Genomic DNA, 17,220 nt, shown 5'->3' on the forward strand with positions numbered 1-17,220 from the left:
AAATGAAGGAGTGCGTGGTGGTGATCCGCATTTCCTTCATTTATTGGGACAGACTTTAATGTTTGTGGACAGACTTTAATATTTGGGGACAAGGTTTGTTGTTTGTGTACATCAATTACTCTCCTTTTATCTAAGTCAGCTGCCATTTTTACAGTTCTAACAATTTGCTTTTCTTTTCCACAAATATTCATTGTAATCATAAAATCCGTGGTCATTACATAAGGAACTCCACTTTCCATATCCGTAGGATGTTTTACGCCCATTTCTTCAGCAATAGCTACCGTTTCATTAAAATGAATTAAAGGAAATTGCTCCCTAATATCCGTTACGGCATCAGCCCATTCTAGAAGATAAAAAAATCTAGTTTCGTTATTGGACATAAATTCATGGACTCTATCAGTCTTCCAACCAGCCACTCTAGAACATCGACCTAAGGATGGAAAATCCTGAACTTTGGTCCAAGGTCTATAATCCTTTCCTGTACCATTGCCACGACCTTCTTTAATGTATTTTTTAATTTTCTCCTCACTCCAACTTAATCTACGTTTACTCAATTTTCACACCTTCTACTATTATTTTTATATTTTAAGAAAAAAATAAATCTGTAACCTAAAAAAATGCACTTCAAATAATACTTTTCTAGTATTACTCAAAGTGCATGAAAATATACAACTTTTTTATTCACTGTACACCTTTTTTATTCAGTGTACAACTTTATTATCTTTCAACAACGTGCGTGGCACTATCTCTGCCCTTATTCCACAGTTACTGATTTTGCAAGATTTCTTGGCTTATCTACATCGCAACCCTTTTGAATTGCCATGTAGTAAGATAATAATTGCAGTGGAATTACTGAAATCACTGGTGATAGTATATCCATAACCTTTGGTATATAAGTTACGGAGTGAACTGATTTTTCAATTTCAGTGTGACCTTCTGGTGCAAAGGCAAATACTTTTGCTCCTCTAGTAGCTATTTCTTTTATATTACTTACTGTCTTGTCAAATAGTTCTTCTTGAGTAGCTAATGCTATAACTATAGTCCCTTCTTCCATAAGTGCTATAGGACCATGTTTTAACTCTCCTGCTGCATAGGCATCAGAATGAATATAAGATATTTCTTTAAGTTTTAATGAGCCTTCCATTGCAACTGCATAGTCAAGTCCACGTCCTATGAAGAACATGTCTTTGTGCATGTAAGTTTTAGCTGTAAACTTTTGAACTGTTTCCTTGTTTGTAAGCACTTGTTCTGCTTTTTCTGGAAGCTGTAACATCGCTGCTTTAATTTCTTCTATTGCGTCCACACTTAATGTTTCTTTATTTTGCGCAAAGAATAATGCTATTATATACATTGCTATGAGCTGAGTTACATATGCTTTAGTAGATGCAACTGCTATTTCAGGTCCTGCCCAAGTGTATAAAACGTCATCTGCTTCTCTTGATGCCGCGCTACCTACTACATTTGTTACTGCTATAACTCTTGCACCTTTTGACTTTGCAAGTCTTAAAGCTGACATAGTGTCTGCTGTTTCTCCTGATTGGCTAATAACTATCATTAATGTGTTTTCATCCATTATTGGATCTCTATATTTAAATTCAGAGGCTATATCTAGCTCTACTGGTATTCTTGCAAGTTTTTCTATAACATATTTGCCTACAACCCCTGCATGATATGCAGTTCCGCAAGCTACTATATATATTTTATTTAAATTCTTAATTTGCTCTGTAGTTATAGATATATCATCAAGTGTAATTGGCTTTCCTAATGCTATTCTTGAAGTCATTGTATCTCTGATTGCTTTTGGCTGTTCATGAATTTCTTTTATCATAAAGTGCTCATATCCGCCCTTTTCAGCAGCTTCTGCATCCCAAGTCACATGGAAGACTTCTTTATTTATAATCTCACCTTCTGTATCAAGAAGTTTTATTCCCTCATTAGAAATCACAACGAATTCTTTATCCTCTAATAAATATACCTCTCTTGTATGATTTAATACTGCTGGTATATCGGAAGCTATAAAGTATTCACCATCTCCAAGTCCTACTATTAATGGACTATCTTTTCTTACAGCTACTAATTTATCTGGTTCATGGCTTGTTATTACCGCAATGGCATAACTTCCTTCCATTTTAGTAATAGCCTTCATTACTGCTTCAACTATATCTCCCTTGTAGTAATAATCTACAAGGTGTGGTATTACTTCTGTATCAGTTTCAGATGTGAACTTATATCCCTTTGACATTAACCATTCTCTCAAATGAATATAATTTTCTATAATACCATTATGAACTACACTAATAGTCTCCTTTTCATTAGTGTGTGGGTGTGAATTTTCATCTGATGGCTTACCGTGAGTAGCCCATCTAGTATGGCCAATCCCTACTTTTCCTTTAACCGGATTTTCTAATAATTGAGCTTCTAAATTTGCAAGTCTCCCCTTACATTTAGTTACTCTTAACATTCCATCATCTATAACTGCGATCCCTGCTGAATCATATCCTCTATATTCTAATTTACTAAGACCTGCCACCATAATTGGTGAAGCCTCTTTATTTCCAAAGTATCCTACTATTCCGCACATATTCATCTTCCTCTCTAATTTTAAATTTTTAAGCAACACAATTAAGCCTATTTTTAAAGGTTTTAACACCAGATTGATTTTGTTACGAAAATCACTTTTCGCTTTTATCAACCGTTAACGGTAGTGCGATACCGCGGGGCATCCGCCGAAGATTCGATACTCCCCATCCTCGTCAACTGAAGTTACTTTAATCATTAATTAGCAATATTATTTACCCTAGTACTGCTTATAATGGTTAATAACTTAAGTCCTGGCGCTTTTGTTTTTAAATTTAATATTTAAAACTCACTTATTTAACATCCCTCCCATGATATATTTATATTCTTTTGCACAACTTATTATATTTTTAACGTAGTGCAATGTCAATGACTATGTCGCCTTCTTGGAATATTTAACAACTTAGTCATAATGATATATGCAAATGTATTAAAAAAAGTTAATACATTTTTTTAATAAGAAACGTAAAATGCATAAATAGCTAATATTATGCATTCTACATTTAATATTTTTAAGAAGTATAAATTTTGTCTTTAAATGATGTTAAGCATAACTTTTTTGGCATTTAAAATTGAAGATGCGCTCATTGAAAACTCATCTAACCCATACTCTAAAAGGACTTCAATATAAGCTTCATCTCCTGCCATTTCACCACACATGCCACACCACTTACCTGCCTTATGTGCTCCCTCTATTGTCATCTTTATAAGCTTTAGCACAGCTGGGTGACCTGGATTATACAAATATGACACCTTTTCATTCATTCTATCTGCTGCTAGGGTATATTGAATCAAGTCATTTGTGCCTATGGACAAGAAATCTACATGCTGGGCAAGTTCCTCAGCCATTAATGCTGCTGCAGGTATTTCTATCATTATGCCAACTTCTATTTCACTTTTTACTACAAATCCTTCTTTTATGAGTTCATCCTTGCACTGCTTTAGTAATGCTTTAGCTTCCACAATTTCATTTAAGCTGGATATCATAGGAAACATTATTTTTAAATTTCCGTAAGCAGAGGCTCTTAATAATGCCCTAAGCTGAGGTTTGAATATATCTTTTCTATCCAAACAAATTCTGATAGCTCTATAACCAAGAAAAGGATTCATTTCTTCTGGCATTTCTAAATATGATAATTTCTTATCTCCACCAATATCCAAGGTTCTTATCACTACAGGTTTATTTCCCATGTTTTTAAGCACATATTTATAGGCCTTATATTGCTCTTCTTCTGAGGGCATATCTTCTCTATCCATGTATAAAAACTCTGTTCTAAACAAGCCTATGCCTTCTCCTCCATTTTCAATTACTTTATTTACATCCTCTGGAGCGCCAATATTTCCTGCCACTTCAATGTGCTTTCCTTCACTGGTAACAATCTTAATATCTTTGAGTGCTTTTAAGGTCTCTCTTTCTTTTTCAAATGTTTCTTTTATTTCTTTATATTTTTTTAATTCTTCGCTACTTGGATTTATTATAACTGTACCTTCATTTCCATCTACAATTACCATATCCCCTTCTTTTACAACTGTAGTTATATCTTTTAATCCAACTACAGCAGGTATCTCTAATGTTCTTGCCATAATTGCACTATGTGAAGTTCTTCCACCTATATCCGTTAAGAATGCTATTACCTTACTTCTATCTAGCTGTGCTGTATCAGATGGAGTTAAGTCGTGTGCTACTACTATTGTATTTTCTCCAAGGATTTGTTCATCTGAGTGTTTTTTTCCTAATAAATTTACATGTAACCGTCCTACAACATCCTTAATGTCTGCAGCTCTTTCTCTCATATATTCATCATCCATACTTTCAAATATGGCAATATAACCTTTAGCCACATCCTCAAGAGCTTTTTCACAGTTAACCTTGTTATTTTCTATTAATTCTTCTACACCTTTTATTAATTCAGGGTCCTCTAAAATCATTATGTGACTATCAAATACTTCTACTTTATCTGCTCCTAGTTCCTTTTCACTTTTAGCTTTGATTGCTATTATCTGAATTTTAGACTCTTCAACAGCTTTGTGAAATCTTTCTTTTTCTCCTTGGGCATCCTCTACATGCCTTTCTATCACTAAGTCTTCTATATGATCCTTCACCACAACCTGACCTATAGCATATCCCTTTGATGCTGCAATTCCATTTTTCATAATAATACCTCCAGAAAAAATCATATTTTAATCTTTTAAGGCTACTATAAAATTCTCAATGGTATTCATAGCTTCTACTTCATCCATTCCATTAGTTCTTACAATTATCTCGGCCCCTTGAACTAATGCCAGTGACAAAACATTAATTATACTTTTGGCATTGGCTGTTCTAGTTCCTTTAATAATTTGTATATCACTTTTAAATCCATTAATTAATGCAACAAATTGGGAAGCTGGTCTTGCGTGCATACCCATTTCATTGGTTATTGTTAAGTTCTTTTCTATCATAATTAACGCTCCTCTATTATTATTTTAAATTTTCTAATAAGAATTTTTCTGCTTTTGTACACCATAATCCATTATTATCATTTACTATTATAGCAAGCTCTGCAAACAAAGGGTTAGTCTTTCCTTTTTCCTCAAAATCTTCAATAGCTGTTAATTCCATTTCAATATTTGTATAAATTAATTTTTTACCTCCTGGTATGCTCGGAAGATTTAAGGTAGCTTCCGCAACACTGTTAAGGCCTCCTATGTGAGTAACCATAACTGCTGGATTTATTATTCCTTTTGCAGACATTTGTAATGATTCAATCATATCATTTGTGTTTCCTCCACTTGTTCCTACAATATGAGTAGAAGCATAATGCACGTCATAGAAATTAAGCTCTGCTGAGAAATTATTATCTATAGGACCTGCAAAGAAATTCAAGCAACCATCTCGCCCAAGTATACGGTCTCCTTGCTGCACTACAGGTTTTACTGGGGCATAAACAAACACATCATCAAATCCAGTGCCTCCGCTCAAGTCTTTTAAATACTCAGTTGCATTTTCTAAGTTCTTTGTATTTACAAAGATAAGTTCAACTCCGCATTTTTTCGCTTCCTCTTTTGTGAATATTGCTGCAGCACGTTGTAATTTTTTATCATCAACATCAGTTACAACAAGCATACCTGGTCTTCTATCACAGTGCAAGGCATAATCAATAGCCCCTAGCCCCATAGGTCCTGCTCCTGCAAGTAGAGCCATTTTACCACCTTCAACTATTCCCATATTATGCTCATATTTACCTACAACTGTATGATACGAGGCATGAAAAGCACCAATTATACAAGACATTGGTTCAGATAGTGAAGCTTCATAAAAGGATTCCCCTTCATAATTAAGAAGGCATCCAAGCTCCATAACTTCCTGTGGGATTATTGTATAAGTTGCAGCTCCTCCAAAGTATTTATAGGAGTAACCAGGTGAGGCCATACTTCCTTTATAATTTAAAGCAGGTTGTATCGCAAATTTTTTACCCTTTTGAAATTCATTGCTCCACTTAGATCCTACTTGCACTATTTCACCTGAAAACTCATGGCCAACAATAATTGGATTAACATCAATATCCTTTGGAACTCTCTTATGTTCTGTGCCTAGTATTGCTGCCTTGTAAGTAGACATACAAATACTATCCGTTATTACCTTAACCAGTATTTCATCTTCTTTTATTTCAGGAAGCTCGAACTCTTCCATTTTTAATAGGTTTTTATCATATAATCTTACTGCTTTAGTTTTCACATTAATTCCACCTTTCCACATTTATATTACATTTGTGAACTTTATAGATATTCATACACTACTTGTTTTTCAATACTTAATATATTGGAAAGATCTCCTGCAGTAGTACCTTCTGTCATAACCCCAGCTGTTGCTGCAGCAACTGACAAAGTCACAGATCTTTCAAAGGAATAGCCTTTATCTAGCGCAAAAGCTAGGGCTGCCACCATGGAATCTCCTGCTCCTACTGTACTTTTTACCTCCACCTTTAAACCATGAGCATAAATTGTTTTTTCGCCATTCATAAATAATGCTCCCTCTGAACCTAGTGATACTGCAATTATATTAACACCATAATTAAATATTTTTTTGCAATAACTTATAACTTCTCCAATTCCATTGATTTTCACATCAAATAGCATCTCTAGTTCATGTATATTTGGTTTAATTAAGTAAGGTCCTGATAAAATCCCTTGCTTTAATAGCTCTCCGTCAGCATCTAAAATAGTTTTCACACCTAACTTCTTAGCGTCCTTTATCCACATTTCATAAATATTCTTTCCCACTCCCTGCGGTACGCTACCTGATAATACCAATATGTCTTCTTGCTCAATATCTTTAAATACTTTTTCTCTGATTCTTTCAATATCTTCCCCTGAAACTTTATTACCAGGCTCGTTAATATCAGTATTTGTATTTTTAACCTTATCAACTATTTTTACATTAGTACGGGTCTCTCCCTGGGAGAATATAAAATCATTTTTAATCTTCTCAGTATCTAAGTAGTTTTTAATAAACTCGCCAGTGCTACCCGCTAGAGCTCCTAGTGCAATACTTTCTCCCTTTAAGTTCTTTATTACTTTTGAAACATTAATACCTTTTCCCCCAGCATCTATCTTTATGGAAGAAACTCTATTAATACTACCTATGGTACAGTTATCCACCTCTAATGTTTTATCTATAGCTGGGTTTAATGTAACAGTTATAATCATACTACACCTCTTTTTGCTACTTTTATTCTTTCATAAAAGTGCTGTATATAAATTCTACTTCACCAGTATTTCTTAATTTATTTAGCATGTCTTCGTCTGCCTCTTCAATAACCGTTGCCAAATTAGCTAAGATACCCAAATGATCATTTCCCACTCCAGCAATTCCTACTAAAATGTATGCCAGTTCACCGTTAAATGATACTCCTTCTGGATACTGAAGCACCACCATTCCAGATTTAATTATATTTTTCTTTGCAGCTCCAACTCCATGAGGAATTGCAATGCCTTGTCCGATGTAGGTTGTAAGTTCCTTTTCTCTTTCAACCATAGCTTCGATATATTCTTCTTTGACATAGCCGCCATCTACCAAAAGACGTCCAGCCATTCTTATTGCATCATATTTATCTATACTTTCTAAATGAGTCTTAATATTTTCTTTTCTTAACACTGCACTACTTTGGGATAACTCGCTTTTCATATCATTAAACTCTGTGGTAGGTTCTGCTAGTATGAACAAAAGCTTTTCGAAAGCATCATTTTTAAGAAAATCTTTTACTGGTATATAGTGCGCTTTTGGTGCAGATGCCTTCGCTCTACCTGCTAAACTTTCATGAGTGATAACAACCTGGGCATCCTTTGGAATATTATCTACCGCACAATTTACCACTTCTATATTAAACCCTGCTTTGATAAGTTTATTTCTCAAAGTAGATGCGCCCATAGCGCTTGATCCCATACCGGCATCACAAGCAAATACAATTTTACTTACTGATGTTTTATTAGCTATTTTCACTTCTGAATCAGATTTCTTACTTCCTTTTAAATCCTTCACTGCCACCTTCGCACTTTCTAAATCTATATCTTCTGAATCTTTAGACCCCTTAATGAAGAATGATGCTATTAAGAAAGATACCACTGTAGATACAATTACCCCTGCAAGAACAGCGAGCAGTCCTCCTTTAGGAGTCATAGCTATTAATGCAAATATACTTCCTGGGGATGGTGTTGCTACAAGGCCTGCATGGAATAAATTAAATGTGAATACTCCACTTGCTCCTCCACCAATTACTGCCAGTAATAGTAGCGGCTTCATTAAAACATATGGGAAGTATATTTCATGTATTCCACCTAAGAAGTGAATGATTATTGCTCCTGGGGCAGATTCTTTCACCATATCTTTTGCAAACATCCAGTATGCTAAAAGTATGCCAAGGCCCGGACCTGGATTTGCTTCAAGCAAGAAGAATATCGATTTTCCAAATTCCTTTGCTTCTTGTATACCTATTGGTCCAAGTACTCCATGATTTATTGCATTATTTAAAAATAGTATTTTGCCTGGTTCAATAAATACAGATGTTAATGGTAGCAACCCTGCATTTACTATTGCTTCTACTCCCGTTTTCAATATATTGTTAAGTGCTAGAACTACAGGTCCTATTGCTAATAAAGCAAGCAGTGATAATGCCATACCAATAATTCCAGCTGAGAAATTGTTTACTAGCATCTCAAAACCTGCAGGTATTTTTCCTTCAATAGACTTATCAAACTTCTTTATAACATATCCGCCAAGTGGTCCCATTATCATAGCACCGATAAACATAGGTATATCTGCTCCTACAATTACACCCATTGCAGCTATTGCCCCAATTACCCCACCTCTTGTGCCACCTACGATTTTTCCTCCAGTATAACTTATTAGAAGTGGCAATAAGTACGTAATCATTGGCCCTACCAATTTGGCAAGATTCTCATTTGGTCTCCATCCTGTTGGAATGAACAATGCTGTAATTAATCCCCATGCAATGAATGCTCCAATATTAGGCATTACCATACCACTTAGAAAACGTCCAAATACCTGGACCTTTTCCCTAAAACCTGATTGTGGTTTTAATTCTGTTTGTGTTTTAGCTTCCATTGCTATCCGCCTCCTGAAATAATTTACTCATTTTATAATAAAAATCTCCAAGTATTCTATTTATTTGTGAATATACTTGGTCCTTAGACCCTTCCTTTAAGGACAAAATAAATTCTGGTACTTCTATTAGCGCTCTGCTAATTTCACTAATTACTTCAATATAAGTTTCCTTAGCATCTAGAGGCACTAGCATTATTAGAGCTATATCTATATCTTCTCCATATTCCTCTTGTGAAGAAATTTTCTTTTTCAGTCGAATTACTCCTATTTTTACTTCCGTTATTACTTCACTACGACAATGTAGCAAAATAATACCCTCACCATATAAAACTGTACTACCTAAACTTTCTCTATCTATTAATTTATCCCTAAGACTCTTTTTCTCTGACTCATTACTAGTAAAAACTTCACTTACCTTCTCTATTAGCTGAAGTTTATTATCTATACTGTCATCCTCATGAAAATAAAAATTATTTGTAATTTCTATAGAGGCCTCACCATACTCCATAAGAGTCAAAATATTATCCTTAAAATTACCATGTCTATTTATTTTTATAACCTTAGCATCGATGTTTCCTTCTATTTCGCTTAAGTTCCTCTGAATTTTTTTTCTATCTTCTTCTAATAATAAAGGATTTACAATTACAGTTTTTACAGGACTGTTAATAGCAACCGTAGATATAATCATTTCTATTCCTTTTTCCTTTAGCCAAGTATCCTTAATATTAATAGTTGAAATTACATCTATAACTTGAATATTTTTAAACTCCTTTTGAAGTCTTGTTGCCAACAATCTTGATGTGCCTATACCACTTGCACAAGCAACAGCAACTCTGTAAATCCGTCCTTCTATTTTAGATTCATTCTCCATTGCAGCACCTATATGCATGGCAATATATCCCACCTCTGATTCAGGTATATTAACCCCTAATAAATCTTCTAAAACCTTGCAACTTTTTATACTGGTTTCATAAACTTCTGGGTAAGTCTCCTTGATTTTAGATAGTAAAGGATTTCTAATATCTAAATTCATTTTTAAACGGCTAATCACTGGTTCTAAATGATTTACCAGTCCCATCAATAGATTCTTGTTTTGTAATAATGGGAATCCTGTTTCATTTTCTGCAATGGCAATCATTTTTTTACCTATTTTAATGAGTTCGTACTTTCCTATCATATATTCTTCTTCTGATTTAGTGTTTGCTTGCATTTTGGAGCCTTTCAAGTGCATTGTTATATACCCTATCTCATCCTCAGGTATCTCCAAAACAAAATCATTTGAAATATCATTGGCCAAATCTTCAGCTATGCTATACTCAGTGGTGTTTTTTAGTTCCGATAAAAATAATGGATCTATGGTTATTCTTTCATTATTTTTTATACGTTGAAGGGCAATTGCTAAGTGAACTATTAAACCCACATATGCACTGTCAGCAAGCTTTAGCTTCATCTTCTCTTCCACTTTATATACTGAATCTTCAAGTTTTTTAATGGCACTTTTATCTATCAAATTTAACAGTCTGTTTCTAGTATTGATTTCAATTCTTCCCTTTGTAAACTCACTGCCACCCACATTGTCCTTTATAATTTGTAATAATTGATTTTCATCTAGGTTTTCGTATAATAAACTTATCAAAGCCTTACGAAAATCCTTTTCTTTGCCATCGACATAGACTCCAAGACCTGGTTTCCTAATGAGTTTTAAATTATGGTTTTTAAACCACTGCTGCACTTTATCCAAATCACTACTTAATGTACCTTCAGTAACTCCAAATATGGATGTAAAATAATACAATTTTAAAGGTTCTTTCATCTGTAAAAGTTCACTTATTATCAAATATTGTCTTTCTTCTGGTTTATAATGCTTTTCTACATAATATCCATCCAATAATTGCTGTAGTCTATTTTTACCTTCTAGGTTCTCATCAAGCAAAAGCCCTACTCCAGGTTTCTTTATAAATTTAAACTTGTTATGCTTTAACCATTTTTCTACTTGAGGCATCTCTCTTAAAATTGTTCTTGAACTTACGTTTAATTTTTCTGCTATATTATTTACAGTAATAATATTTGAAAAGTCAGCTACAATTAAGAGCTTAAGTATTTCCTTTATACGTGATGTTATTACCATATGGCTCATAGTCCACCTCCTTGCATAGTTATTAATGACATTATTAAATACTGAAAATTCTATAATTTAATTATATGCTCTGAAATCCTTGTGTTCAAGCTAAAGATAATCGAGTTTGTCATTATCCATTAGTGACATAATTTATTATAGTTTTAAAAAATCAGCGAGAAACATCTCTCTATAGATTTTTCTCACTGATTTTAATGTTAATATATTATTTTAATCTTTCTACCAGTTGATCATACTTAACATCATTTACAAAGTTAGTAATAGATATATGTTCTGCTCTTGGTGCATTAGCTCTGGCTCTTTGCGTTAAACTTTCATGACTTATAACTATATCTGCATCTTTAGGTATATCTCCTATGGCAGCATTTACCACTACTATATTTAACCCTGCTCTTTTAAGTTTATTTCTCAAAGTAGATGCGCCCATGGCACTTGATCCCATACCGGCATCACAAGCAAATACAATTTTATTTACGGATGTTTTATTAACTATTTTCACTTCTGAATCAGATCTTTTACTCCCTTTTAAATCCTTCACTGCCATCTTTGCACTTTCTAAATCCATATCCTCTGAATCCTTAGACCCTTTAATGAAGAAAGCTGCTATTAAGAAAGATACTACTGTAGACACAATTACTCCTGCAAGAACAGCGAGCAGTCCTCCTTTTGGAGTCATAGCTATTAATGCAAATATACTTCCTGGAGATGGTGTTGCTACAAGGCCTGCATGGAATAAATTAAATGTAAATACTCCACTTGCTCCTCCACCAATTACTGCCAGTAATAGTACTGGTTTCATTAAAATGTATGGGAAATATATTTCATGTATTCCGCCTAAAAAGTGAATGATTACAGCTCCTGGGGCAGATTCTTTTGCCATTCCCTTAGCGAATGCCCAGTATGCTAAAAGTATACCTAGTCCTGGACCTGGATTTGATTCAAGTAAGAACATAATTGATTTTCCTGCTTCTTTTGCTTCTTGTATACCTATAGGTCCTAGTACTCCATGATTTATAGCATTATTTAAAAATAATATTTTACCCGGTTCAATAAACACTGATGTTAATGGTAATAATCCTGCATTTACTATTGCCTCAACTGCAGTTTTTATTACATTGTTAAGAGCAAGTACTGCTGGTCCTATTCCAAGGAATGCAAGTAGTGCTAGTACCATACCAATAATTCCAGCTGAGAAATTATTTACTAGCATCTCAAAACCTGCAGGTATTTTTCCCTCAATTGACTTGTCAAACTTCTTTATAACATAACCACCTAGTGGTCCCATTATCATAGCACCGATAAACATAGGTATATCAGCTCCTACAATTACACCCATGGTAGCTATTGCTCCTAGTACTCCACCTCTAGTTCCTCCTACAGTTTTACCTCCTGTATATCCAATTAATAATGGTAATAAGTAGGTAATCATTGGTCCTACCAATTTAGCAAGATTCTCATTTGGTCTCCATCCTGTTGGAATGAACAATGCTGTAATTAATCCCCATGCAATAAATGCTCCAATGTTTGGCATTACCATACCACTTAGAAAACGTCCAAATACCTGAATCTTTTCCTTAAAACCTGATTGTGGCTTCAATTCTGTTTGTGTTTTGACTTCCATTATTTCTCCCCCTTTAAATTGTTAAATACTATTCTTTAATGCAATTATACGTTTACATATCTTGTGCTACAACACAAAGATACTTGCATTATGTCACTTAAGCTTAGTGACATAACTGAGTATTCTGAATTGTGCCATCCACGTGGCAAGTGGCAAAAGTGACAACCTATAGCGTATAGATATTATCCATATTCATTTGCACAAGCTGTTTCCTATAAAATAAAAAATAACGCAGGGAATTTCCAATTGGAAGTTCTCTGCGTTATTTATTGATTTAAATATTCTTAAATTCATTTCTATTTTGCTTTTTCTTCAATTAGCTTTGCAAGATCCTGTGCCATTTCCTCTAACTCGCTTTGCACCTTACCTTCTAGCATTACCCTCACTAAAGGCTCTGTACCTGAAGGCCTAATAAGTACTCTACCACATCCATTTAATCTTTCTTCTATCTTTTTAATTTCTTCTACTATTTCACTATCAGTTTCATGAATATCTTTTTTACTATTTGGTACTGTTGCATTAACTAATATTTGTGGAAGCTCCGTCATCATAGCTGCAAGCTCTGATAGTGGTTTTCCTGATTCTTTGATTACAGTGGCAAGTTGAAGTCCTGACACAAGCCCATCACCCGTAGTGTTAAAATCCAAGAAAATAACATGGCCTGATTGTTCTCCACCTAGGCTATATCCTTCCTCTTGCATCTTCTCAAGCACGTATCTATCTCCAACCTTTGTCTTAACAGTAGCTATGTTTTCTTCCTTCATGGCAATATCAAGACCTAAATTGCTCATTACAGTTACTACAACAGTGTCTTTAGTCAGTTTTCCCATGTCTTTTAAATGTTTAGCACAAATTGCAATCATAAAGTCTCCATTTATAAGGTTTCCTTTTTCATCTACTGCTAAACATCTATCTGCATCACCATCAAAAGCTAGTCCTAAATCGCAATGATTTTCCTTAACAAATGCCATTAAGTGCTCAGGATGTGTAGATCCACAGTCTTTATTTATATTTATTCCATCTGGGTCATTGTTAATGACTAAAACCTCTGCTCCTAGGTCCCTTGTAGCTTTTACTGAGGTAATATACGAAGCTCCATTAGCACAATCCAAGGCTATTTTAAGTCCTTTTAAGTCTCCTGAAATAGTAGATTTAGCAAACTCTATATAATCTTCTATAGCATTGTGTTTAACTGTTTTTTTACCTAAATCTCCTGCTATTGGGGATGGTACTCCTTCAAAATCACTTTCTATAACTGCTTGTATTGTATCCTCTAATTCATCTGATAACTTGAAACCTTGACTATTGAAAAACTTTATTCCATTATATTCTACTGGATTATGCGAAGCTGAGATGACTACGCCTGCATCTGCTCCATATTTTCTAGTCAAATATGCTACTGCTGGTGTTGGCACAACTCCAAGACATATAGCCTCAGCTCCTACAGACAAAATCCCTGCTACTAATGCCGATTCTAACATGTCTCCTGAAATTCTTGTATCCATTCCCACTATAATTTTAGGCTTATGAGCTCCTTTTGTTAGTAAAAACGCCCCTGATCTTCCTAATTTATATGCAAGTTCAACTGTTAATTCCGTATTTGCTATTCCTCGTACTCCATCTGTTCCAAATATTCTATCCATATTTTCTACCTCTTTCTCAATTTTATTATGAGTTTATTATAAATGTGTCCGCATTTTATTATCTTTTAGATTATTTATTATATGCCTTTTGTATATAATGACATACAACTTAATTATATTATAGTTTGTACTATACTACAATGGAGAAAATATGTAACGAAGCTTGTTTTTAGTGCCACCCACGTGACAAGTGGCAAAAGTGACAAGCTCTAGCATATAGATGTTATCCACTTTCGCAAGCTGTTTCCTATACAAAATAAAATAAGATTGAAAATTTATCTTTAATTTTCAATCTTACTTTATTTATAGTCTTATCATATTCTATTACTTTTTAATTTTATTAAATTATATCCTCTAAAGTTTGACAATCAGGATTAAAATTAATGAAGCGCTTAAAGTTTTTAGTAATTCCCAGTGGTAATATTCCTATTCCTGATAGTAAAAAACAAGTTAGGATAATATATTTTATTGATATAAACTCAGCAAGTATACCGCCTACAGCCATAGCTATTGGCATTAATCCTCCACATACTGTGTTCATAATTGAAAAAACCTTTCCCCTCATGTCCTGTGGTACTGTTAACTGAATTGATGCACTTATTAGCGTATTTACAATAGCATTAAAGAAACCTGCTATGAATAATAATACTAACATGTATCTGAAATTAACCATGGGAAATACTGCAAAACCTATAGCAAATACTACGCCTGAAATCATAAAAATACTTAGCCTTCTTTCATAAGGTATCTTCACAATAGAAGTTAAAGCCATACCTGCAAACATGCCTCCAGTTAATAGCGCCATTGCAATTCCATATTTGCCTGCTCCAAGTCCCTGCGTTCTTTGAAATAGAGGTAAGATTAAAACCATTGCTATACCACAAAAAAAGTTTAGCCCTGCTGCTTCAATTATAAGGTACCTAAGGCCTTTAAATTTCCATACAAACTTAAACCCTTCTTTTAATTCCTGTTTAAAATTCTCCTTAGTGCTCTTCATTGCATCTTCTGCTTTGACTTTTCTCTCTATTTTAGGTATCTTTATAAATATCTCTGTAAAGGCTGAAAAAAGATATGATATACCATTTGATAAAAACATTATTGGTGCCCCTAGTAGCTGATATACAACTCCTCCTAAAGGGTTAGCTAAAATATTTATTCCTGTCCCTGCCATATTTAAAGCTGAGTTTGCTTGAATAATCTTGTTCCTTGGAACAATATCCGGAACCGCAGAACCTACAGCAGGATTAAAAAAAGCTGCACATATGCCTAAAATAACACCTGCTGCAAAGACCATCCAAATTTCCACAACCCCCAGTATTGCTGCCGTGCCTACTGCTGTAATTACAACCCCTCTTACTAAATCCATTAGCACTATCATATTTCTTCTATTGCATCTATCCACTATAACCCCTGCAAAGGGAGATATTATTATTCTCGGCAATGCTGATGCAGCCATAAGCGTTCCCATAAGGCCTGTTGAACCTGTTACTGCAAGTACCCAAAAGCCTAATGCTATCTCATAGAATACATCTCCTAGTGCTGAAACCATCTGCCCTTGCCATAGCAAAAAGAAATTCAGGGTCCATAGTTTCTCTGTGGATTTATTCTTTTCTGTAACTTCAAGTTCATTACCATTTACTTTTTCACTGTTGTTAATTTTTGTTTTAATACCATTTTCAACTATATCTTTTTCTACTGCCTCCAATTAATAGCCCCCCATTTTAATGCCCCTACATTAAATTATTTTTTTAAAATTAACCCCAGTGGCATTAATCACCTCTGGGTTAAAAATTATATTTGTATTAATACTTCTGTGCCATCACTAGCTTTTACATCCACTAAGATTAGTCCCTTATATTCACCTAATGATATAATTAACTTTCTCATTTCTGTCCAATCTATCAAATCTAAATATTTAGCCTCTTTATCCCTCATATGCCTTCTTGCAATTCTCTCTATGGGAAATCTTGCTCCCAATCTAATAGTCCACATTGGAACTGGAATTTTTATCTTCTTACCTTCCTCTGTTTTAATGTAGATTCTCATAACCCCCCCCCTTAAATCATCACCTGCGGTGCTGCAATATTAACTTATTCTATAACAATTTCTACTATATCCCCATCTCCACTTTGAATATCCACAATTTTACCATCCATGCCGCCATCTATAGCATCTAATATAGTTTGAGCCATTGCATCCATATCTACATTGTCCATACCGCTTACATTTAAATTAGGAATCTTTCCAAAGGTTTTTATCATACCACTTACAAACTTTAGTGGAAGGTTAATATTTACATTATCATTATCTTTAGATCTTACTTTTATTCTGAGCATTTTCCCATTAATATTAGTACTGCTAGTATTGCTGCTTGATGATACTTTGTCTAAACTAACTAGCTCTTTATTTCCTACCTTTAAAAGTTCTATAAGTTGCATGGCCTTTTCTGAATCAATTTTGCCCTCTTCCACCATTTTTAATATTCTTGAGATTTCTTCATTCATTGTATGTTTCCCCCTTTTTATATTTGAGCGTTCACGGAAACTCCTTAGCCCCTGTGATTACTCATTTTTAATTTCATTGATTTTTGTTGTTTCCCCCACTTTTTTTGCATAAAACACTTGACAAGTCTCTAGAA

General features: G+C 34.1%; 13 protein-coding genes. All 13 read right to left on the bottom strand.

Annotation, left to right across the window (positions count from 1 at the left end; all coding sequences use genetic code 11):
- Positions 1-554, bottom strand: a 554-nt coding sequence (locus LGK97_RS18780) for a TnsA endonuclease N-terminal domain-containing protein (protein ID WP_226261705.1), incomplete at its 3' end; no start/stop codon positions are given.
- A gap of 200 nt (positions 555-754) precedes the next feature.
- A complete protein-coding gene (gene glmS / locus LGK97_RS18785; protein WP_226261737.1) occupies positions 755-2,581 on the bottom strand; it encodes a glutamine--fructose-6-phosphate transaminase (isomerizing) in 1,827 nt (608 codons plus the stop codon).
- A gap of 530 nt (positions 2,582-3,111) precedes the next feature.
- A complete protein-coding gene (gene ptsP / locus LGK97_RS18790) occupies positions 3,112-4,731 on the bottom strand; it encodes a phosphoenolpyruvate--protein phosphotransferase (protein ID WP_226261707.1) in 1,620 nt (539 codons plus the stop codon).
- 27 nt (positions 4,732-4,758) lie between these two features.
- Positions 4,759-5,019 (bottom strand): HPr family phosphocarrier protein, encoded by a 261-nt coding sequence (locus LGK97_RS18795; protein ID WP_226261709.1) that lies wholly within the window; start codon positions 5,017-5,019, stop codon positions 4,759-4,761.
- A 19-nt stretch (positions 5,020-5,038) separates the two neighbouring features.
- Positions 5,039-6,295, bottom strand: a complete 1,257-nt coding sequence (locus tag LGK97_RS18800) for a zinc-binding dehydrogenase (RefSeq protein ID WP_226261711.1) — start codon at positions 6,293-6,295, stop codon at positions 5,039-5,041.
- A gap of 41 nt (positions 6,296-6,336) precedes the next feature.
- A complete protein-coding gene (gene pfkB, locus LGK97_RS18805) occupies positions 6,337-7,266 on the bottom strand; it encodes a 1-phosphofructokinase (protein WP_226261713.1) in 930 nt (309 codons plus the stop codon).
- 22 nt (positions 7,267-7,288) lie between these two features.
- Positions 7,289-9,181 (bottom strand): PTS mannitol transporter subunit IICBA, encoded by a 1,893-nt coding sequence (locus LGK97_RS18810; protein ID WP_226261715.1) that lies wholly within the window; start codon positions 9,179-9,181, stop codon positions 7,289-7,291.
- Positions 9,171-11,318, bottom strand: a complete 2,148-nt coding sequence (locus LGK97_RS18815; protein ID WP_226261717.1) for a BglG family transcription antiterminator — start codon at positions 11,316-11,318, stop codon at positions 9,171-9,173. Before LGK97_RS18815 ends, LGK97_RS18810 begins: the two co-directional genes overlap by 11 nt.
- A gap of 205 nt (positions 11,319-11,523) precedes the next feature.
- Positions 11,524-12,939, bottom strand: coding sequence for a PTS mannitol transporter subunit IICB (locus tag LGK97_RS18820; protein ID WP_226261720.1), 1,416 nt, complete (start codon positions 12,937-12,939; stop codon positions 11,524-11,526).
- A 296-nt stretch (positions 12,940-13,235) separates the two neighbouring features.
- Positions 13,236-14,582, bottom strand: coding sequence for a phosphoglucosamine mutase (gene glmM / locus LGK97_RS18825; protein WP_226261721.1), 1,347 nt, complete (start codon positions 14,580-14,582; stop codon positions 13,236-13,238).
- 340 nt (positions 14,583-14,922) lie between these two features.
- Complete coding sequence (locus tag LGK97_RS18830; RefSeq protein WP_226261723.1) at positions 14,923-16,287, bottom strand: MFS transporter; 1,365 nt, start codon at positions 16,285-16,287, stop codon at positions 14,923-14,925.
- Between the two features lie 86 nt (positions 16,288-16,373).
- On the bottom strand, positions 16,374-16,628 hold the full coding sequence (locus tag LGK97_RS18835; RefSeq protein ID WP_226261733.1) for a hypothetical protein: 255 nt from the start codon (positions 16,626-16,628) through the stop codon (positions 16,374-16,376).
- A 44-nt stretch (positions 16,629-16,672) separates the two neighbouring features.
- On the bottom strand, positions 16,673-17,086 hold the full coding sequence (locus LGK97_RS18840; protein ID WP_226261735.1) for an SHOCT-like domain-containing protein: 414 nt from the start codon (positions 17,084-17,086) through the stop codon (positions 16,673-16,675).
- Positions 17,087-17,220 lie beyond the last annotated feature (134 nt).

Source organism: Clostridium sp. CS001, assembly GCF_020443565.1.
In the GTDB taxonomy this organism is placed as follows: Bacteria; Bacillota; Clostridia; order Clostridiales; family Clostridiaceae; genus Clostridium_AD.